This window comes from Pseudomonadota bacterium, from assembly GCA_039028155.1.
Taxonomy (GTDB): Bacteria; Pseudomonadota; Alphaproteobacteria; order SP197; family SP197; genus JANQGO01.
Genome location: JBCCIS010000044.1, coordinates 1 through 19,825 on the forward strand (window position 1 = coordinate 1; position 19,825 = coordinate 19,825).

Here is a 19,825-nt window from a genome sequence, read left to right on the forward strand (position 1 = left end):
ATCCTCGGCGTCGCGCCGGCTGGCGCGGAGATGTCGACCCGCCCGTTCCCGCTCGTCACCGGCCGCGTGGGGCGCGGCACCGCCTTCGGCGGCGCCAAGGGCCGCACGGACGTGCCGAAGATCGTCGACTGGTACATGGACGGCAAGATCAACATCGACGACATGATCACCCACACCATGCCGCTCGATAAGATCAACGAGGCCTTCCACCTGATGCACGAAGGCGAGTCGATCCGCAGCGTCATTACGTACTGATCAGAGAGTATCTTTGAGGCAGACGGCGTCCGGGAAACCGGGCGCCGTTTTGTTATCAGCTTTCCGACCGTGGCCGTGCGGTGGGAATGGCGACGAACAGCGCGACGTTGACCAAGGCGCCGATGACGAAACCTTCTATCAACAAAGGCTTGCCCAGGAGTTGGTTCCACAGGAGCGCGGTGATGAAACCGCCGATGGCGCCGGCGACGAAACAGCGCGTGCTCTTGGGATAACCCAAGATCGTCGCAGCCAGCGGCACGACGATGACCGGCGCCCAATAGGTGTAAGCGAAGATCAGGATGTCCAGCAGGCTCTCGATCGTCAGCGCGAAGCCGACGGAGAGCAGGCCGACGATGAGGGTCACCGCCTTCGCCAAACGCAGGTAGCCGAGCTCGCCCAGCCGCGATCCCGCGACTGGCTTGACCAGATCGTTGACGAAGGCGATCGCCGCGGAGTTCAGGAACGAGTCGCCCGACGACATGACGATCGCGATGATGCCCGCAATCACCAAGCCCTTGAGCACCGGCGGCAGGACATTGACGACCACGTGCGGCAGGGCGAGGTTGGAGGCGATTGCCGGGTCCATGGCGAGCGCGACGAGCCCGATCAAGCCGGATATCGCGAAGAAGGGGATGGAGAAGAGGCCGGACATCAGGACGCCGCGCGCGGCCTTGTTGGCGTCCTTGCTGATCAAGAGGCGCTGCAGATAGGGCGGCACCAGGGTCTCGCCCAACAGAAAGGTCAGGAACAGCGCGCCGACCCCGATCCAGGTGTAGTGGATCCCGGGAACCTCGAACCGGTCCTTCGGCACCGCCGCGACCAGCGCGTCGAACCCGCCGACATAAATGATGCCGAAGACGAGCACCAGCGGGATGCCGATCGCCAGCATGACGAACTGAAAGAGGTCGGTCACCACCACGGCCCGCATGCCGCCGGCTGTCGTATAGGCGATCACGATGCCGCAGCCGATCAGGATGCCGACCTCGATCTGCATGCCAAGAAAGACGTTGAAGATCGCACCGATTGCGCCGACCTGCGCGCCGACGATGCCGGTGCACAGCAGAAGGGCGAAGACCCCGCTGACCATGCGCCCGGTGCGTCCGTAGCTGGTCGCCAGGATGTCACCGGCCGAGATGGCACCGGGAAAGTGCACCATGCGCGGCGCGATATAGCGGGCGACCAGGATCTCCTTTAGGCTGAAGCCCCACAGGCCGACCACGTTGACGATGCCGAACAGGAACACCTTCTCGGCGTTGCCGATGGAAAACCCGCCGCCGATGAACGACGCCGACATGGTGGCGAAGACCACAATCGATCCGTAGGAGCGCCCGGCGACGGCATATTCGTCGACCGACTTGATAGCGCGGCTGGTCCAGAGCCCTATCGCCAGAACGATGCACAGGTAACCGGCGACGACGATATAGTCGATCATGTCGTGGCGAGCCGCATGGACACGGAGATCCCGATGGATGATGGAGCGCTTTTGCGCAACGGCACACGATTCCATATCCGCGACATTGTCAACCTGTCGACGGGCTGTTAGAGCGAACCGACCACGGAGGAACTCATGACAGCCATCGAAACCATTTCCGAAAACCGCTGCTTCGGTGGCGTGCAGGGGATCTATCGCCACCAGTCCGACGAGATCGGGCTGCCCATGCGGTTCGCACTCTATCGCCCGCCGCAGGCCGAGAACGGGCCCGTGCCGGTGCTCTATTACCTTTCAGGCCTCACCTGTACCGAAGAGAATTTCACCATTAAGGCGGGCGCCCAGCGGCTGGCGGCCGAACACGGTTTTGTCGTTGTCGCGCCCGACACCAGCCCGCGCGAGACCGGCATTCCGGGCGAGGACGACGACTGGGCTTTCGGCACCGGCGCCGGCTTCTATCTGGATGCGACGGCCGAGCCATGGTCGCGCCACTACCGCATGGAAAGCTATATCGTCAAAGAGCTGCCGGGCGTGGTGGAAGGCAACTTCCCGGCTGACGGCGCGCGGCGCAGTGTCTTCGGCCATTCCATGGGCGGTCACGGCGCGCTGTCGCTGGCGTTGAAGAACCCCGGCATGTTTCAGTCCGTCTCGGCTTTCGCACCGATGGTGTCGCTGATGAACTGCGAGCCCGGTATCAACGCGCTCAAAGGTTATCTGGGCGACGACCAGGAGTCATGGCGGCGCTACGACGTCTGCGACCTCATTGCCTCGGGCCATACATGCCCGCCGATCCTGGCCGACCAGGGTACCGTCGACGAGTTCCTGCCCAACCTGCTGCCCGATCGTCTGGAAGCGGTCTGCGCGGAGAAGGGCCAGGCGCTGACGCTCAACATGCGCGACGGTTACGACCACAGCTATTGGTTCGTACAGTCCTTCATGGCCGACCACTTCGCCCACCACGCGGCCGCGCTTAACCCGTGAAGTCGCGCGCGGCGCTGCTGGCTGTTCTGTTGCTGGCAACAGGTTGTGCCACGGCGCCGTCATCAAGCGAACGGATTGATTTCGATAGCGCCAACTATGGTTTCCTGAACGAGGTCATGACGGGGGACGCCGGGCAGCCTCAAGGCGTTTGGGGCTACCTGATGACGCCCGACAGTCCGCCACCGTGGCCCGCCGTCATTCTGCTGCACAGCGCATCGGGACCGGGCAGCCAGGATTGGTTCTACGCCGAACTCTTGCGCGACGCCGGCTACGCCGCCTTTGTCGTCGACAGCTTTGGCGCACGTGGCGTCACACGCACGGTCGACGATCAGACGCTGGTGACAGAGGCCAGTATACTGGCCGACGCGTTCGCGGCACGTCGCGCGCTTGCGGCCGATCCGAGAATTGACGGCGACAGCATCGCCCTGGTCGGCTTTTCCAAAGGCGGCATCGCCGCGCTTTATGGTGCGCTTGAAACGATCCGCGCCGCCTATGGTGGTGACCGTTTCGCCGCCCACGCGGCGTTCTATCCATGGTGCGGCCTCAGGCCCCTGGACACGACAACGACCGGCGCGCCGGTGCTGATCCAGATGGGCGATAACGATAACGTCACGCCGGCTGTGTTGTGCCGCGATCTCGTGGCGTCGATGGCGGGTGAGCCGGTCGACCTCGTGATCTATCCGGGCGCCCGCCACGCCTTCGATCATCCGACTCTAGACGGTCTGGACTGGGTGCCCGTCACCGGCATGATTCCGTCCGACTGCCTGATCGAGGAGACCGGTCCTGGTGTCTTCGTCGAACGCACCACTGGCGACACGGTCGATGGTGCGTCGCTCGGCGACGTGCTCACCGCGTGCGGGCGGCGTGGCGCCGAGGCCGGCGGCAATGCCGAGGCGGCGGCCGCGGCGCAGCAAGCGCTGCTCGACTTCCTGGCGGCCGCCTTTTCGCCATAGTGCCGGGAACGGCGTTTTAGCTAAGCGCTTGAAATCGCTAGCTTCCGTTCCCACGTTAACCCTCGTGCCGCCGCCATTTCGGGGTGGCATATGCCGGTTTGCCATTGGATTCCGGCATTGAACGTCAGGCCCTCGCTCAGTGGAGGAGATGCCCCTATGGCCCGAATGACGGCCTTTGACAGCCCGCTTTTGCTGGGTTTTGACCATTTCGAGCGTGTGCTCGATCGGGTCGCCAAAACGTCCAGCGACGGCTATCCGCCCTACAACATTGAGCAGATCGGCGAGAACGGCCTCAGGATCACCCTGGCCGTGGCCGGCTTCACCATGGACGATTTGAGCGTCCTGGTGGAGGAAAACCAGCTGATCGTGCGCGGCAAACAGGTCGACGACGACAAGCGGATCTACCTGCATCGCGGCATCGCCGCGCGCCAGTTCGTGCGCAGCTTCGTGCTCGCCGAGGGTATCGAGGTTGTCGGCGCGTCGCTCGACAACGGCCTACTGCATGTCGACCTGGAACGGCCGATCCCGGAGGTCAAACAAAAGGTCATCGACATCAAGGCCGGCGACGGAACCGGTAGCCGCGCCAAGATCGTCGAGGGTCTGGAGCAGAAGTCCTGACCGCGTAACACGCCGCATGACGGGTGTAGAGGAGAGTAACCATGCCGAACACGGAGAACACATTCAAAGACGCGATCGCCGCCATGTCGCCGGAGGCGTTCGCCAAAATGGGCGCGCCGCATCTGGCCTATGTCGCGCCGGTCGAGACCGAGCAGGGCAAGGCCTATGGCATCCATGGCGCGGACGGCAGCCTGCTGGCCGTCGTCGAATCGCGTGAGCTGGCGTTTGTCGCCGCGCGCCAGAACGACCTGGAGCCGGTCAGCATCCAGTAACGCGGATCAACCATCTTTAAGCGCGCTAACGCGCGGACCCCTCACCCCGGCCCTCTCCCTAAAGCGGAGAGGGCGCCCAGCATTGTTTCCCTCTCCCCTGGAGGGAGATGGACGTGCAGGCTTGGCCGCGCTAGCGCCTCGGAGCCCGGTCGACCCACATCGAACGATGTGGGTCGTGAATCGGCCTCCCATTCTTAGATAAGAGCTAGTCCATGGATTAGCCTAGCTTGGGCCGAAGCTGGGTGAGGGTGCTCATGGCCGCTTGTCAGCACCCCATTCGGCACCGATAGTGCCCGCTCCAAACTCGGGGCGGGCCTGCCGTGTCATCCAATCCATCCCCCGACGGCGACTGGCGCGGCCGGCTTCACGGCATCGCCTTTATGTTGGTCGGCATCACGCTGTTTGCCTGGCATGACGCGCTGAACAAATGGCTGGTGACGGCCTATTTCGTCTACCAGCTGTTGCTGTTGCGGTCGCTGTTTTCCTTTGTGCCCGTGCTGGTACTGGTCCGCCGGGCAGGCTTCCGCAAGACGCTGACGACACGCAAGTTCGGCGCGTTGCTGCTGCGTGGCTTCTTGTTGTTCATGGCGTTCGCGACCTGGGTCGGCGCGCTCGACATGGTGCCGCTTGCCGACATGGTGGCGGTCGGGATGGCGATGCCGCTGGTGGTGACGGCGTTCGGTGCGCTGCTGCTGGGCGAAACCGTCGATGCCCGGCGCTGGGCCGCGATCTTCGCCGGGTTTTTCGGCGTTCTGCTGATCGTCGGGCCCAGCGGCGAGTTCCCGTTGGCCGCGACCATGCTGGCGATGTCCTCGGTGGTCTTTTTCGGCATGGCGTTCGTGCACACGCGCCGGTTGGGTGTGACCGAATCTGCCGAGACCATGGTGCTCTTCCAGATCATCTTCAACAGCATCGGCAGCGGTGTGGTGCTGCTGATCCTGCCTGGCGAATGGCTGACACCCAGCATCGTCGACTGGGGTCTTTTCGCCGCCGTTGGTCTGTGCGCGGGCCTCGCCCAATTCTGCATGACCAGCGCGTTCCGTGCCGCGCCGCTATCGGTGGTCGCGCCCTTTGAGTACCTCGCGCTCGTCTGGGCTGTTATCCTGGGTTATGTCGTTTGGGGCGACATTCCGGATCTATGGTCGGTGGCGGGGGCTCTGATTGTGGTCGCGAGCGGTCTTTACACGGTGTACAGGGAGGCGTCGCTGCGACGCGCGACTTCCGGCGGGCCGCCTTGATGGCCAGCCACGCCCACCGACCGCTGCTCGGCATCGTCTACATCAACGTCGCGTTAATGATCCTTGCCTGCAACGAGGCTTTGATCCGGCTCCTCACAGAGGACTATTCACCGATCCAGATCGCCTTCATTCGGTTCGTCGTCATGGCGATCCTGGTCGGTGCCGCCATCGTCGGCATGAAGCGTCGCGAGCTGTTCCAAGCCAACAGATGGTGGCTTTTGGTTCTGCGCGGTGTGCTGGGGGCCATCGCGAGCGGCAGCTTCTTCTTCAGCATCAAGTTTCTTGAGCTCGACGACGCGACCACGATCAGCCTATCGGCGCCGATCTTCGTCGCGGCGCTGTCGGGCTGGCTTTTGCGCGAACGCGTCCCGGCGGCCCGATGGGGCGCCGTTGTTCTGGGGTTTGTGGGGGTCGCCATCGTCATGCGCCCGGGCGCCGGGCTGTTCAATATCTGGGCCTTCGTCGCGTTCATCTCGGCCGGCGCTTACGCGCTCGCCATGATGGTCAACCGCGTCCTCACGCGCACGGAAGACAGTCTGACAATCATCTTTTACTTCCCTCTGTTCGGCAGCCTAACACTGTTGCCGTTCATGCCGTTTCTCTGGACGTCAACGCCGGCCTCGGAATTCCCGATGCTCTTCGCCGTCGGTCTTCTCGCGGGCATCACGCAGTACTTGATGATGCAGGCTTATCGCTTTGCCGCCGCAAACACGGTGATCACGTTCGATTACATGGGTGTGCTCTACATTGCGATCATCAGCTATCTGGTCTTTGCCGAGATCCCCAGTTGGAACCTGATTGCCGGCGCCGTGCTGCTGATCGCCAGCGGTATCTTCATCGTTTATGACGAAGCGCGACAGCTCAAACGCATGGCGGGCGAGAGCAAGGCGTGAGGGCTGGTGATCGATCGCTTCTGGGCATCGCCTATATCAATGTTGCCGTCATTTTTTATGCGCTACAGGACGGTCTGGTCCGTTACCTGACTGCGGACTATCCGGTGCTCCAAATTCAGTTCGTCCGCTCGGCGGTGATGATGTCGACCATGCTCGTGATCATCGTGTCGCTGCGACGTTTCGCCGATCTGAGACCACGTCGGCTGGGATTGCTGATGTTCCGCGGGTACACGAGCCTGATCGGTGTCGCCCTGATGTATCTGGTGTTGGCCAACATGGCGCTAGCCGACGCGTTCACCATCTTCATGACCGGTCCAATCTTCATTGCGCTGTTCGGTATTCCGATCTTGAAGGAGAAGGTTGGTTTAACGCGCGCGATTGCCATTGGCGTCGGATTCATCGGCGTGGTGGTCATCATGGAGCCGGGCAGTGGCGTCGCGACCCAATGGGCCATCGTTGCCTTGCTGGGCGCTGCGATCTATGGGCTTGCCATGGTCACGACACGTGACCTGACCAAATCGGAAAGCAGCCTGACCATCGTCCTGTTCACCAATCTGTTCGTCGTTGCGGTTCTGCTGCCGGTGCAGCCTTTCATATGGGTTGTTCCGCCGCTTACCGATCTTGTGTTGTTGCTGGCGGTTGGCGCCTTGGCGACGCTGGCGCAGTTTCTGCTGGCCCAGGCCTATCGTCACGCCAGCGCCGCGACCGTCGCGCCGTTCGACTATGTCGCCTTCATCTATGTTGTCATCGTCGGCTATCTGATGTTCGGCGAGGTGCCCACCTGGCAGGTTGGCCTGGGCGCCGCTATCCTGATCGCCAGCGGTTTGGTCATGGTACGCCACGAGCGCGGTCGCTAAGAATTACCATTCTAAGCGTTGCGCTGCGCCCGCCATGGCTCTATGCGAGTGTTTCCAACGTCCATTCGGACCACACCAACGTGTCAGATTCTGCAAAGTCCGCCGACCAGGGCTCGCCGGTCGTCGCGATCGTTTTGATCAGCCTGTCGATCGCCGCCTTCTCCGTGTCCGACGCCATCGTCAAATGGGTCGCAGGCGAGTATCACTTCACCCAGATCATTCTAATCCGCAGCCTGGTCGCGGTCCCGTTTGCATTGATACTGGTGGCGCGCAGCGGTGGCCTGCACCGTCTGGGTTTCGTCAGTCACCGCATTGTCCTGATGCGCGTCGTCTTTGGCACGACATCCTTCATCACCTTCATCGAGGCGCTCAAGGTGCTTCCGCTCGCCGAGACGGTCGCGGTGTCGTTCGCTGGACCGTTGTTCATTACAGCGCTGAGCGTTCCGTTGCTGAAAGAAAAGGTCGGGCCAAGGCGCTGGGCGGCGGTCGTCGTCGGATTCGCTGGCGTCCTTATCATCATGGAACCGGGCACGGCGGTGTTCCAGCCGGCCGCACTATGGGCGCTCGCCTCGGCCGCATTCTACGCGCTTGCAGCGATTGCCACGCGCAAGCTGGCGGTTGCGACATCGACCGCGGTCATCCTGGTCTGGGTCAACGGCTACATTCTCGTCATCATGGCGATTGGCGTCGTACTGCTGGATACCTGGGTTGCCATGGACTGGCTGGGTCTGGCCCTGCTGCTCGGTATCGCGTTTGCCAGCACGATCGGTCAGTACCTCGGCGTTGAAGCGTTTCGTCGCGCCGCGCCGTCGTTGCTGGCGCCGTTCGACTATGTGGCACTGATCTGGGCCGGATTCCTGGGCTTCATGATCTGGCATGAGATCCCGTCGTGGAGCCTGGTTGGCGGTTCCGCCGTTCTGGTCATGAGCGGTCTTTACATCCTGCAGCGCGAGCGCGCGCTGGCGCGCAATGCGGTCACCGGCTATCGGGGCCTGCGCCGCTGGCGGTAGCGAGCCGTCAGGGTATGTGCAGCGTCAACTCGGCATCGGTGATGATCTGCCAGCCGTCGGTGCCGGGCCGCATCAGCGTCACGCTGCCACGGTATTCGCCGACCGGCCAGCCGCTCTCGGGCCTGTGGTAGCCGGCCTGGGTCAACAGGCGCGCGGCCACCGTGTCGAGTTCCGTCGGCTCGGCCGCCAGGATACGGCCGTCTGGCGCCAGCAAACGCGCTTCTACGCGATCACCGGGCCTTAAGCCAAAGAGATCGGCCCAGAAGACAATGGTCGCGGCGTCGGGCATGGCTGGCGCCGGTGTCGCTCCGTCGCGGATCAGGTCACCGGCAAACCCGTGGCCCAGAAGGCCGGTGGGGCGATAGGCCAACACCTCGGCCGCCGCGCCGGACCACAGCGACGCCAACGAGACGCCGCAGATGATGCCGGGGCCGGTGCCGGAAAAGGGGTCGACCACCGCGCCATGATGCTGGACTTCGAAGTGCAGATGGTCGAACCGTGCTTCGCCGCTGTTGCCGATCGTGCCGATACGTTCGCCCGCGACGACGGTTGCGCCAGCGTCGACGATGACACTGCCGGGCGCCATGTGGGCATAAAGCGTTGTCCATCCCCCACCATGATCAATGACGACATGGTGTCCCGGTTGGGTCCAATGCAGCTGCGATGCCGTCTTGGGCGGTGAGCCAACGGTCTTCACCCGTCCGTCTGCCGCTGCAAGAACCGCGACCGGTTCGACATCTGGCGCACGGTCGACCAACGTAAAGTCGGTGCCGGTATGGCGGTCGAAACTGAGACTGCCGCAGGTATAGTCGCCGAAGCCGGGTCCGGCGTCATGATCGACATAATTCTGAACGAAACACTGCTCGCCGATGGCGCAGGCGACGGGCAGATCAAGCTTCGGCAGCTCGCCTGCATGCGCTGTAAAGACAGCAAGGAAAGTCGCCGCGAGTGCCGGTCCGGCGAGCCACGCGCGACGGGCCACGGCTTAGGTGCCGGTCAGCAGGCGCACGGTGAAACACGCACCGTCTGGCGACGCCGGATTGCTGCCCAGGTTCGATGCTGTGATGGTGCCGTGATGGGCTTCGATGATCTGGCGCGAGATGCTGAGGCCCAGACCCGAATGGGTGCCGAACTTCTCACCCGGCGGACGATCGCTGTAGAAACGATTGAAGATATCGTTTTCCTTGCCGGCGGGAATGCCGGGACCCTGGTCGCTGACCGTGATCTCGACCCAACGTCCGTCCTGGCGCGCGGCGATGCGCACGGTTCCGTCAGGCGGGCTGAACGAGCGCGCGTTGACCAAGAGGTTGCGGAACACCTGGACCAGGCGGTCTTCGACGCCGCGGACCACGAAACGGCCGGCGACATCGGCGCCGCTGAGTGCATCGTTCAGGTCGACACGCGGACCGTCGTCGCCCCAGGTGGTCTGCATGACCATGGCCAGTGCCTGCAGGGTCGCGCCGATATCGACCTTCTCCGTGTCGGCGCGATTCAACTCGGCATCGAGGCGTGAGGCATCGGAGATGTCGGTGATCAAGCGGTCGAGACGGTTCAAGTCGTCGGCGGCGATCGCCATGAGCTTGGCGCGCCGCTCCGGGTCCTCTATGCGCTGGATGGTTTCAAGCGCGCTCTTGAGCGACGACAGCGGGTTCTTGATTTCATGCGCGACATCGGCGGCGAACCGCTCCGTCGCCATCATGCGGTTTTCCAGGGTGCGCGTCATGTCGATCAGCGCGCGCGACAGCTCGCCGATCTCGTCGCCCCGACTGGCAAAATCGGGGATCGAGCCTGCCTTGCCGGTGCCGCGCCCGACCTTCTCGGCAGCCAGCGCCAGCTTTCGGACCGGCCGCGCGATCGTGCCGGCGAGGTAGAGCGACATCAAGACGGTCAGACCGAACGACAACAGCGCCAAGGCCAGGATGTCGCTGCGCACCGCACGCAATTCGCGCTCCACGTCGCCCAGATCCGATGACAACAGCAGCGCACCCTGAACCTGTTTGAAGTGGCTGACCGGAACCGCCACGGTCAGGATCAGACCGCCGCGCCCGGCATCGCGCAGAGCTTCGTCACCCATGCCGTTCAGCGCGTGGACGACTTCGGGATAGTCATAGGCCGTCTGATCGGCGCGCTCCGAGTATGGTTCGTTGGTCTGCCACACCGACGAGACGCCGAGTGCGATCCGGTCGAGCCGGCGCAAAAGGCGTTCGAAGGAATCGAGATCGCCGGGTGGCGGCAAGTACTCACGGTGCACGGCGCCGCCGGTGCCGACCAGTTGGCGGCTATCGGCAATCAGCGCGCCGTCGGCGCCGAACAGGCGGGCGCGAATGCCGGCCGACTGGACCAGGCGCCGGATCAGCGCGCGCGCATCCTCCTCCAGGATTTGCGTGACAGGCGGCGCGGAGACGTCGTCCAGGCCGAATGCAACAACGGTCTCGCCCAGCGCGCCGGCAATCAGCTCGCCATTGGTGGTCAGCGAGTTGACCTTCTCGGCGATCAAGCCTTCGCGATAGTTGTCGAGATAGAGAACGCCCGCAAGAAACAGCGCCAGCGGCACCAGGTTGATGGCCAGGATGCGCCGCGTCAGCGATGCCGATGGATGCCGGTCGATCTCCTCGCGCGGGTCCGCCGTGACCGATGGGCGTTCAGCCGGCCCAATGATCGTGTCGGCATTACGCTCGGTGTCGACCGCCGTCAGGCGGGGTTCACGTCTCCTTAAAGCGGTATCCGACGCCATACAGTGTCTCGATCTGCCCGAATTCCGGATCGATCATCCGGAACTTCTTGCGGATCCTTTTAATGTGGCTGTCGATCGTGCGGTCATCGACATAGATGTTGTCATCATAGGCCGCGTCCAACAGTTGGTCGCGGCTCTTCACGTGTCCCGGGCGCTGCGCGAGCGACTTCAGGATCAGGAACTCGGTGACCGTCAGGGTGACGCGCAAACCCTTCCAGGTGCACATGTGGCGCGCGGGATCGAGCGTCAGTTCGCCGCGCTCCATCTGCGGCTCGATCTCCTCGTCGTCTTCGGGCAGCTCGCCGCTGACCAGATCCGCGCGGCGCAGGACGGCGCGGATGCGCTCGGTGAGGAGGCGCAGCGAGAACGGCTTGGTGATGTAGTCATCGGCGCCCATCCTCAGACCCAGCGCCTCGTCGGTTTCGTCCGCCAGCGAGGTCAGAAAGATGACCGGCAGGTCCTTGTCGCGGCGCAGGCGGGTCAAAAGCTCCATACCGTCCAGGCGCGGCATCTTGATGTCCAAGACGGCGATGTCGGGCGGGCTGGCGGAAATGGCTTTCAGGGCCTCGACGCTGTCGGAGAAGCACTGAACTCGGTAACCCTCGGCCTCCAGGGCCATGGACACGGAGGTCAGAATATTCTGATCATCGTCGACAAGTGCGATGGTCTGGCTCAACGGAACGCAACTTTCGGCTAAGGTTTCAATGGCTGTGTTCATCATCAGTCTACCACCCTGGCGGCCAAAAATGATACGGCAGGACTGCCCTATCCATGGCAACTGACCCCAGAAGGAAGGCGGATTTGTGGCTGAAATCGAGGCTTTAGACCGGGCTCGGCGGCTGCTGCGCGGCGCGGGTTACGGCACGCTGGCGACCCTGGACGGCCGTGACGGCGGGCCTTTCGCCTCGCTTGTGGCCATGGCGACGACGCCTGACGGTGCTCCGGTGATGCTTCTGTCGGACCTTGCCGAACACACCAAAAATCTCGCCCAAGACACCCGGGCATCGATTCTGATCGATGGCACCGCGGGGTTGTCCGATCGGTTGACAGGCCCGCGGCTGACACTGGTAGGGCGCGTTGAGCCCACTACCGACGACGATGCAATCAAGCGCTACCTCCTGCGCCACCCTTCCGCGGCGCTGATCGGTGGGTTCGCCGATTTCCGCCACTACCGGCTCGTGATCGAGCGGGCGCATCAAGTCGCCGGATTCGGCCGGATCGACGACCTGGACGGCGGCGACCTTCGCGTCGCGCAATCGCTTGCAGCTGACATAGCCGCGCTGGAGGTTGACGCGTTGGCGCGGATGAACGCGCTTCACCGACAAACGCTGGACGTCTTCGGCCCTGATGCTGTCATCGCTGCCCTTGATGCCGACGGTGCGGAACTACGTTCACTTGACCGGGCGGCACGTGGCGACTTTGACCGACGCCTGGGTACAGTCAGCGAGCTCGACGACGCGGTTGGCGCGTTGATGTATCGCATGGGGCAGGACACCACACCAAAGGGCTGAGACAAACACGATTCCGGTCTTGTCATGGCCTGTTACTTGGCGTTGAATCCTCCCCTTCTTGCGGGGCGCCGGGGAAACGCTTCGTTCTTTTAACATGGGCGCGAAAGTACCGGGAGGGCCGCTACTTATGCAGGTGTATGGACCAGTCCACAGTTCATTTGGACTGGACAAGCTCGGCCTCGTCAATCTGGCGGGCCAATACTGGAACCTGGGCACTCCGGCGCTTTATGAGGAGACCATTCGCCGCGGCGAGAGCAGGATGGCGGCAGGCGGTCCTTTGGTCGTCCTGACCGGACAACACACCGGGCGCTCGGCGCGCGACAAATTCATCGTGCGCGACGACGTCACCGATGGCGAGGTTGACTGGGGCAAGGTCAATGTCGCTATGGACCCGGACAACTTTCAAACGCTGAAGCAGCGTTTCCTGGCCTACTACCAGGGCCGCGACGCGTTTGTGCAGGACCTCTATGGCGGTGCCGACCCGGATTTCCGGGTCAAGGTGCGTGTTGTCACCGAACAGGCCTGGCACAGTCTTTTCGCGTCCAATCTTCTGATCCGGCCGCCGCTCGATCAGCGGCGCGACTTCGAGCCCGAATTCACGATCCTGCAGGCGCCCGGCTTCGTCGCCGATCCGGCGATCGACGGCAGTCGTTCGGAAACCGTGATCGTCATGAATTTCACCGAGCGGCTGGTGCTGATCGGCGGGACATCCTATGCCGGCGAGATCAAGAAATCGGTCTTCTCGATCCTGAACTTCCTGTTGCCGCCGCGCGACGTCCTGCCCATGCACTGTTCCGTCAATGTTGGCGAGGACGGTGATTCGGCTGTCTTCTTCGGCCTTTCCGGCACCGGCAAGACGACGCTTTCGGCCGATCCCCGACGTACGCTTGTGGGCGATGACGAACACGGCTGGGGCGAGAACGGCGTTTTCAATTTTGAAGGCGGCTGTTACGCCAAGGTCATCCGCCTCTCGGCGGAGGCCGAGCCGGAAATCTATGCCACGACGAAACGCTACGGCACGGTGCTGGAAAACGTGGTCATGGATCCCGATAGCCGCGTCCTTGACCTAGACGATCCGCATTTCACCGAGAATACACGCGCGGCCTACCCGCTGGACTTCATTCCGAACGCTTCGCCGACCGGCCATGCCGGTCACCCCCACAATGTGGTCATGCTGACAGCCGATGCCTTCGGCGTTCTGCCGCCAATCGCCAAGCTAACGCCCGAACAGGCGATGTATCACTTCCTGTCCGGTTACACGGCCAAGGTCGCGGGCACCGAGAAGGGCCTGGGCAACGAGCCGCAAGCGACGTTCTCGACCTGCTTCGGCGCGCCTTTCATGCCGCGCCACCCTTCGGTCTATGCGCGCATGCTGGCCGACAAGATCCAGAAGAACGGCGCCGACTGCTGGCTGGTCAACACCGGCTGGTCTGGCGGTGCCTATGGCGTCGGCGAGCGTATGTCGATCCGCCACACCCGTGCGCTGTTGGGCGCCGCTCTCGACGGCTCGCTTTCCAAGGCGTCGTTCCGCGAGGACAGTAACTTCGGCGTGTTGGTGCCCGAATCCTGCCCCGACGTGCCGGGAGAGGTGCTCAATCCGCGCGAGACGTGGTCAGACAAGGGCGCTTACGACAGCCAGGCGCGCGACCTGTGCGACCGCTTCCACAAGAACTTCGAGGTCTTCGCACCCTATGTCGACGACCAGGTGAAGTCGGCGGGACCGAACATGGCGGCGTAGGGCTGACGCCGCTTCGCTCTAGCCGGCGCAGCAGACAACTCGTCCAAAACAAAGAGGCGGCGGGCCATCGGCCCACCGCCTCTTGTGTTTCAAGATCACGCCCTGTCCGAAGACCGGGCGAAACCCTTAGCTCAGACCACTTTTAGATTGTCGGCGGACGTGCGTCCGTCGCGGCCTGGAACGACCTCGAACTCAACCTTCTGGCCTTCGGCCAGGCTGTCCAGTCCGGCGCGCTCAACGGCGCTGATATGGACGAACACGTCGCGTTCACCACTGTCGGGGGCGATAAACCCATAACCCTTGGTGGAGTTAAACCACTTCACGGAACCACTCTGCATCGAAAAAAGTCTCCTTGTTGCGACGTCCGATTCGAACGCCGCGTCGTCAGTCATAATCGAATGGTTGGGAGGGGCCGCAGGGTATTAACCGTGACGCATCGACAAGCAGAACCCGGCGATGACCAGCCGGACCCACCGTCCGACCTGAATCATATGGGCGTTTGTCGAGAGAAACGCCAGCGAAATCTTCGTGACCTGGTTGTTGTGATGTCGTTTGCAGCCGGCCCGCCAAGGCGACACCAACTCGACCAATCGAGCCGGCGTCACGTTTTGATACAGACGCGTTGGCGCCTGCCCGGTAACTCAATGTGCGTCGTTCCAGGTAAGGCCTGTGCCGGTATCGACGGTCAGCGGGACCGACAGGTGGGCGGCGTCTTCCATCACCTGTTTGACCAGCTTGGCCGTCTTGTCGGCCTGTTTCTCCGGCACCTCGAACAGCAATTCGTCGTGGACCTGAAGCAGCATGCGTGCCTTCAGTTTCGCCGACGCCAGCTCCCCGGGCACGCGGATCATCGCGCGTTTGATGATGTCGGCGGCGGAGCCTTGCAAGGGCGCGTTGATCGCGGCGCGTTCATAGAACCCGCGCGTCGACGGATTGCGGTCATTAATGCCCGGCACATGACAGCGGCGCCCGAACAGGGTCTCCACATAGCCGGTTTCCTTGGCCTTCTTCTTGGTTCGGTCCATGTAGTCCTTGATGCCGGGATACCGTTCGAAGTAGGCCTTGATGTAGGCGGCCGCGTCGTCGCGACCGATGCCGAGTTGGCGTGCCAGACCGAATGCGCTGATGCCATAGATGATGCCAAAGTTGATGGCCTTGGCATTACGACGCGTGATCGGATCCATGTCCTTTAGCGGCACATCGAAAACCTGGCTTGCGGTCATCGCGTGGATGTCGAGACCGTCGCGGAAGGCTTCCTTCAAGGTCGGGATGTCGGCGACGTGGGCCAACAGGCGCAGCTCGATTTGCGAATAGTCGGCGCTCAACAGGATATTGCCCTTGTCGGCGACGAAGGCCTCGCGGATACGCCGGCCTTCCTCGGTCCGGACGGGAATGTTCTGCAGGTTGGGATCGGAACTCGCCAGGCGTCCGGTCGAGGCCGCCGCCATGGAGAACGATGTGTGGACGCGCCCGGTATCCGGGTTGATCTGCTCGACCAGCGTGTCGGTATAGGTGCTCTTCAGCTTGGAAAGCTGGCGCCATTCCAGCACCTTGGCCGGCAGTTCGTGACCCTGGGCGGCGAGCGACTCCAGAACGTCGGCGCTGGTCGTATAGGCGCCTGATTTGCCCTTCTTGCCGCCTTCCAGGCCCATCTCGTTGAACAGCACTTCGCCCAATTGCTTGGGTGAGCCGATGGTGAACTCGTGGCCGGCGAGTTTGTGGATCTCCTTCTCCAGCTTCTGGATGCGCTTGGCGAACTCGCCCGACATGCGTTCCAGCTCGACCCGGTCGACCTTGACGCCGGCCTTCTCCATCTCCGCGATGACGGAGATCAGCGGCCGCTCGATGGTCTCATAGATCCGCGTGACCTTTTCCAGCGGCAGGCGCGGCTTGAGATCAAGCCACAGGCGCAAGGTGACGTCGGCATCCTCGGCGGCATAGTCGAGGGCGCGGTCAAGCGGCACCTCGTCAAAGGTGATCTGCGACTTGCCGGAGCCCGCGACCTCCTTGAACGGAATCGGGGTGACGCCGAGATAGAGCTGCGCCAGCGAATCCATCTTGTGGTCGTGCTTGCCGCCCTCCAGCACATAGGACAGCAGCATGGTGTCGTCGATCGGCGTGACGTCGACGCCGTAACGCGACAAAACCACCATGTCGTACTTGATGTTGTGGCCGATCTTCAGCACCGCGGTGTCGGTCAAAAGCGGCCGAAGCTTCTCGAGCACGGCATCACGGTCAAGCTGTTTGGGTTTTTCGGAGAAAGCGTCGGACTGGCGGTGGCCGACCGGAATGTAGCAACCGTTGCCGCCCGCCGTGCTCATGGAAATGCCGACCAGTTCGGCCGTCATCTCGTCGATCGAGGTGGTTTCGGTATCGACCGCGACGACGCCCAAGCGCGCGGCCTCGGCGATCCATCGCTCAAGGTCGGCCATCTCCTGGATCAGCTCATAGCCGTCGGCGTGGCCTTCCTCGGCCTTCGCCTCGACCGGTTCGGCGGCGGCGACGGCCTTGTCGCCGAACCAGCTTTCGACGCGGGCGGTGATGGTGCGGAACTCCTGGGCGCGCAGGAAACCGAGCAGGGCGTCGGGTTCCGGCGGCCGGTTGATCAATTGCTCGAGCCCTTCCTCGACCGGAACGTGCTGGTCGAGCGTGACGAGCTTCTTGGAGACCCGCGCGTCGTCGGCATGGGCGATCAGGTTCTCGCGGCGCTTCGGCTGTTTGATTTCCTCGGCATGCGCCAGCAGGTTTTCCAGGTCACCGTATTCCCCGATCAGCTGGGCGGCGGTCTTGACGCCGATCCCGGGCACGCCGGGCACGTTGTCGACGGAATCGCCGGCCAGCGACTGCACCTCGATCACCTTGTCGGGCGGCACGCCGAACTTTTCGATCACCTGTTCGGTGCGGATTTCCTTGTTCTTCAGGCCGTCCATCATGACGACACCGTCGTCGATGAGCTGCATCAGGTCCTTGTCGGACGAGACGATGGTGACCTCCGCGCCGGCCTCGCGCGCCAAGCGGGTATAGGTCGCGATCAGGTCATCGGCCTCATACCCCTCCATCTCAATGACCGGCAGGTTGAAGGCTCTGGCGGCCTCGCGGATCATCGGGAACTGCGGCACCAGCTCTTCCGGCGGATCGGGCCGATGCGCCTTGTACTGGTCGTAGATCTCGTTGCGGAAGCTCTTGGAACTATAGTCCAGGATGCAGGCGATGTGATCGGCGTCGGTGTTGTCGATCAGCTTCAAGATCATATTGCAGAACCCCATGACCGCATTCACCGGCGTTCCGTCGGAACGGGTCATGGGGGGAAGCGCATGGAAGGCCCGGAAGATGAAACCGGAACCGTCGATCAGGTAGACGTGTTGGGGTGACTCAGCCATGGCGGCACTTTAGCCTTCCGCTACGCGCGATGCGAGGGGCAGGGGGTCAATTCAGGCGTGAGCGATCAAGCCGACAAGGGGACCGGCGCACAGGAAACCCGCACGCCGCTGGCGATGATGGGCCTGGCCGCGCTGGGCATCGTCTATGGCGATATCGGCACCAGCCCGCTCTATGCCTTCCGGCAGAGCTTCGCCCAGGGCAGCGGCATCGAACCGACCGCCGGCAACGTCATGGGCGTGGTGTCGCTGATCTTCTGGTCGCTGATCCTGGTCGTCTCGATCAAGTATCTGGTCTTCGTTCTGCGCGCCGACAACCGGGGCGAAGGCGGGGTCATGGCACTGATCGCGCTGTTGGGCGCGCGCGAAAAGAATCCCAGGGTCATGGCGGTCGCGGTCGTGCTGGGCATGTTCGGCGCGGCCCTGCTTTATGGCGACGGCACGATCACCCCGGCGATCAGCGTCTTGAGCGCGATCGAGGGTCTGAAGATCGCGACGCCGCTGTTCGACCCTTATGTCGTGCCGGTCACGGTTGTCGTGCTGATCGCTCTGTTTCTGGTTCAGCGTCGCGGGACCGCCGGGATCGGGTCGGCGTTCGGCCCGGTGATGCTGATCTGGTTCGCGGTTCTCGGCATCCTGGGTATCCGCGGCATCATCCTCCATCCCGGGGTGCTCGCGGCCGTCGATCCCAGCTACGCCGTCGCCTTCTTCGTGCATAACGGCTTTGCCGGCTTCGTCGTCTTGGGCACCGTGTTTCTGGCCGTCACGGGTGCTGAGGCGCTCTATGCGGATATGGGGCACTTCGGCCGCCGGCCGATTCGCCTCGCTTGGTTCCTTGTCGCGCTGCCGGGCCTGGTGCTGAACTATTTCGGTCAGGCCGGCATCGTGCTTGACCACCCGAAGCTGGACCATCACACCTTCTATAATCTCGCGCCGGACTGGGCGCTCTATCCGATGGTCATCCTGGCGACGGCCGCCACGGTGATCGCGTCCCAGGCGATCATCACCGGCACCTTTTCGCTGACGCGCCAGGCGATCCAACTGGGTTTCCTGCCGCGCATGCGCGTCATTCATACCGGTGGCGGCGAGGAAGGTCAGATCTACATGCCGGCGGTCAACTGGATGCTGATGATCGCGACCATAGGCCTGGTCTTCGGCTTCCAGACCTCCAGCCATCTGGCATCGGCCTATGGCTTGGCGGTCTCGCTGGACATGGTCTTCACGACGTTGCTGGGTGCGCTGGTCGCCATTCGCTGGGGCTGGCATCCCCTGTTGGTGATCGTGCTTGCGACCATCGCGTTGGTCATCGATCTCGCGTTCTTTGGCGCCAACACGCTGAAGTTCGCCGAGGGCGGCTGGTATCCCATCGCCGTCGCGGTGGTGCTGTTTATCGTGATGGCGACGTGGCGGCGCGGGCGCGCCCGGGTCCTGGATTCGTTTCGCAGCGATGGCATCGGCTGGAACGACCTGCTCGATCAGGCGGTCGCCCAGGATCTGCCGCGCGTGCCCGGCACCGCCGTCTTCCTGGCGCCCGACAGAGGCAGCGCCGAGCGGACCTGGCAGCATCACATCGCCAGCAATCGGGTGCTGCATGAGCACATCGTCTTCATGACCGTAACGACAACGCGTGAACCGCGCATCGGCACCGCCGACCGGCTGGCGATCGAACCGCTCAACCACGGGGCTTCACATGTCACCGTGCGATACGGCTTCATGCAAAGCCCTGACATTCCCGTCGCCGTGCGGCTTTGCGAACGCGCTGGTTTGACCATCGATGTCGATGACATCGTCTACTACGTCGGGCGGACCAGCATCGTCGCGCCGAGCAAACCCGGTGGCCTGATCAAATGGCGCCGCGCGCTCTTCTCGTTCCTGATCCGCAACGCCGTCCGCCCGTCGGACTATTTCCGGCTGCCGCCCGACCGGGTCATGGAACTGGGCCTGCAGGTCGAGCTTTAG

18 protein-coding genes are annotated in these 19,825 nt (G+C 63.2%); 12 read left to right on the plus strand and 6 right to left on the minus strand.

The window, feature by feature from the left end; translation table 11 throughout:
• On the plus strand, nucleotides 1-255 hold a 255-nt coding region (locus AAF563_19195; GenBank protein ID MEM7123412.1), incomplete at its 5' end, for an S-(hydroxymethyl)glutathione dehydrogenase.
• 55 nt (nucleotides 256-310) lie between these two features.
• On the opposite strand, the gene AAF563_19200 is transcribed toward AAF563_19195, so the two are convergent.
• Entirely contained in the window at nucleotides 311-1,687 is a 1,377-nt protein-coding gene (locus AAF563_19200) for a sodium:solute symporter family protein (GenBank protein ID MEM7123413.1), read from the minus strand.
• A 135-nt stretch (nucleotides 1,688-1,822) separates the two neighbouring features.
• Here AAF563_19200 and fghA point away from each other — a divergent pair, with 135 nt between their 5' ends.
• The 8 genes from fghA to AAF563_19240 all read left to right on the plus strand — a co-directional run bounded on the left by fghA (nucleotide 1,823) and on the right by AAF563_19240 (nucleotide 8,506).
• On the plus strand, nucleotides 1,823-2,665 hold the full coding sequence (gene fghA / locus AAF563_19205; protein ID MEM7123414.1) for an S-formylglutathione hydrolase: 843 nt from the start codon (nucleotides 1,823-1,825) through the stop codon (nucleotides 2,663-2,665).
• On the plus strand, nucleotides 2,662-3,618 hold the full coding sequence (locus AAF563_19210; GenBank protein MEM7123415.1) for a dienelactone hydrolase family protein: 957 nt from the start codon (nucleotides 2,662-2,664) through the stop codon (nucleotides 3,616-3,618). Before fghA ends, AAF563_19210 begins: the two co-directional genes overlap by 4 nt.
• Before the next feature lie 156 nt (nucleotides 3,619-3,774).
• Nucleotides 3,775-4,236, plus strand: coding sequence for an Hsp20 family protein (locus tag AAF563_19215; protein ID MEM7123416.1), 462 nt, complete (start codon nucleotides 3,775-3,777; stop codon nucleotides 4,234-4,236).
• A 41-nt stretch (nucleotides 4,237-4,277) separates the two neighbouring features.
• Nucleotides 4,278-4,508 carry a DUF1150 family protein gene (locus AAF563_19220; GenBank protein ID MEM7123417.1) on the plus strand — a complete coding sequence of 77 codons (231 nt, stop codon included), beginning with the start codon at nucleotides 4,278-4,280 and terminating at the stop codon, nucleotides 4,506-4,508.
• A gap of 320 nt (nucleotides 4,509-4,828) precedes the next feature.
• On the plus strand, nucleotides 4,829-5,746 hold the full coding sequence (locus AAF563_19225; protein MEM7123418.1) for a DMT family transporter: 918 nt from the start codon (nucleotides 4,829-4,831) through the stop codon (nucleotides 5,744-5,746).
• Entirely contained in the window at nucleotides 5,746-6,639 is an 894-nt protein-coding gene (locus AAF563_19230; GenBank protein ID MEM7123419.1) for a DMT family transporter, read from the plus strand. The genes AAF563_19225 and AAF563_19230 overlap by 1 nt, the downstream gene beginning before the upstream one ends.
• Nucleotides 6,636-7,496, plus strand: a complete 861-nt coding sequence (locus AAF563_19235; protein ID MEM7123420.1) for a DMT family transporter — start codon at nucleotides 6,636-6,638, stop codon at nucleotides 7,494-7,496. The genes AAF563_19230 and AAF563_19235 overlap by 4 nt, the downstream gene beginning before the upstream one ends.
• An 80-nt stretch (nucleotides 7,497-7,576) precedes the next feature.
• Entirely contained in the window at nucleotides 7,577-8,506 is a 930-nt protein-coding gene (locus tag AAF563_19240; protein MEM7123421.1) for a DMT family transporter, read from the plus strand.
• Between the two features lie 7 nt (nucleotides 8,507-8,513).
• On the opposite strand, the gene AAF563_19245 is transcribed toward AAF563_19240, so the two are convergent.
• The 3 genes from AAF563_19245 to AAF563_19255 are packed head-to-tail and all read right to left on the minus strand — an operon-like array spanning nucleotide 8,514 to nucleotide 11,961.
• Complete coding sequence (locus AAF563_19245; GenBank protein MEM7123422.1) at nucleotides 8,514-9,488, minus strand: M23 family metallopeptidase; 975 nt, start codon at nucleotides 9,486-9,488, stop codon at nucleotides 8,514-8,516.
• Nucleotides 9,489-9,491: 3 nt separating this feature from the next.
• On the minus strand, nucleotides 9,492-11,240 hold the full coding sequence (locus AAF563_19250; protein MEM7123423.1) for a stimulus-sensing domain-containing protein: 1,749 nt from the start codon (nucleotides 11,238-11,240) through the stop codon (nucleotides 9,492-9,494).
• The gene (locus AAF563_19255; GenBank protein ID MEM7123424.1) at nucleotides 11,209-11,961 is read right to left on the minus strand and encodes a response regulator transcription factor; all 753 of its coding nucleotides are present in this window, start codon (nucleotides 11,959-11,961) and stop codon (nucleotides 11,209-11,211) included. The genes AAF563_19250 and AAF563_19255 overlap by 32 nt, the downstream gene beginning before the upstream one ends.
• Before the next feature lie 82 nt (nucleotides 11,962-12,043).
• On the opposite strand from AAF563_19255, the gene AAF563_19260 reads away from it, so the two are divergent.
• Nucleotides 12,044-12,751, plus strand: a complete 708-nt coding sequence (locus tag AAF563_19260) for a pyridoxamine 5'-phosphate oxidase family protein (protein ID MEM7123425.1) — start codon at nucleotides 12,044-12,046, stop codon at nucleotides 12,749-12,751.
• A 127-nt stretch (nucleotides 12,752-12,878) separates the two neighbouring features.
• Nucleotides 12,879-14,489, plus strand: coding sequence for a phosphoenolpyruvate carboxykinase (locus AAF563_19265; GenBank protein MEM7123426.1), 1,611 nt, complete (start codon nucleotides 12,879-12,881; stop codon nucleotides 14,487-14,489).
• Between the two features lie 131 nt (nucleotides 14,490-14,620).
• Here the strand turns inward: AAF563_19265 and AAF563_19270 are convergent, their stop codons facing one another.
• Together AAF563_19270 and polA are read right to left on the minus strand one after the other, a co-directional pair.
• Nucleotides 14,621-14,827 carry a cold-shock protein gene (locus AAF563_19270; GenBank protein MEM7123427.1) on the minus strand — a complete coding sequence of 69 codons (207 nt, stop codon included), beginning with the start codon at nucleotides 14,825-14,827 and terminating at the stop codon, nucleotides 14,621-14,623.
• A gap of 303 nt (nucleotides 14,828-15,130) precedes the next feature.
• A complete protein-coding gene (gene polA / locus AAF563_19275; GenBank protein ID MEM7123428.1) occupies nucleotides 15,131-17,869 on the minus strand; it encodes a DNA polymerase I in 2,739 nt (912 codons plus the stop codon).
• A 114-nt stretch (nucleotides 17,870-17,983) separates the two neighbouring features.
• Here polA and AAF563_19280 point away from each other — a divergent pair, with 114 nt between their 5' ends.
• On the plus strand, nucleotides 17,984-19,825 hold the full coding sequence (locus tag AAF563_19280; GenBank protein ID MEM7123429.1) for a potassium transporter Kup: 1,842 nt from the start codon (nucleotides 17,984-17,986) through the stop codon (nucleotides 19,823-19,825).

What these genes read in the sequence shown, in the direction of transcription:
- AAF563_19255 (MEM7123424.1), bottom strand. Translation starts at nt 11,961, where the DNA reads ATGATGAACACAGCCATTGAAACCTTAGCCGAAAGTTGCGTTCCGTTG.
- AAF563_19200 (MEM7123413.1), bottom strand. Translation starts at nt 1,687, where the DNA reads ATGATCGACTATATCGTCGTCGCCGGTTACCTGTGCATCGTTCTGGCG.
- AAF563_19250 (MEM7123423.1), bottom strand. Translation starts at nt 11,240, where the DNA reads ATGGCGTCGGATACCGCTTTAAGGAGACGTGAACCCCGCCTGACGGCG.
- AAF563_19265 (MEM7123426.1), top strand. Translation starts at nt 12,879, where the DNA reads ATGCAGGTGTATGGACCAGTCCACAGTTCATTTGGACTGGACAAGCTC.
- polA (MEM7123428.1), bottom strand. Translation starts at nt 17,869, where the DNA reads ATGGCTGAGTCACCCCAACACGTCTACCTGATCGACGGTTCCGGTTTC.
- AAF563_19230 (MEM7123419.1), top strand. Translation starts at nt 5,746, where the DNA reads ATGGCCAGCCACGCCCACCGACCGCTGCTCGGCATCGTCTACATCAAC.
- AAF563_19270 (MEM7123427.1), bottom strand. Translation starts at nt 14,827, where the DNA reads ATGCAGAGTGGTTCCGTGAAGTGGTTTAACTCCACCAAGGGTTATGGG.
- fghA (MEM7123414.1), top strand. Translation starts at nt 1,823, where the DNA reads ATGACAGCCATCGAAACCATTTCCGAAAACCGCTGCTTCGGTGGCGTG.
- AAF563_19215 (MEM7123416.1), top strand. Translation starts at nt 3,775, where the DNA reads ATGGCCCGAATGACGGCCTTTGACAGCCCGCTTTTGCTGGGTTTTGAC.
- AAF563_19280 (MEM7123429.1), top strand. Translation starts at nt 17,984, where the DNA reads ATGATGGGCCTGGCCGCGCTGGGCATCGTCTATGGCGATATCGGCACC.
- AAF563_19220 (MEM7123417.1), top strand. Translation starts at nt 4,278, where the DNA reads ATGCCGAACACGGAGAACACATTCAAAGACGCGATCGCCGCCATGTCG.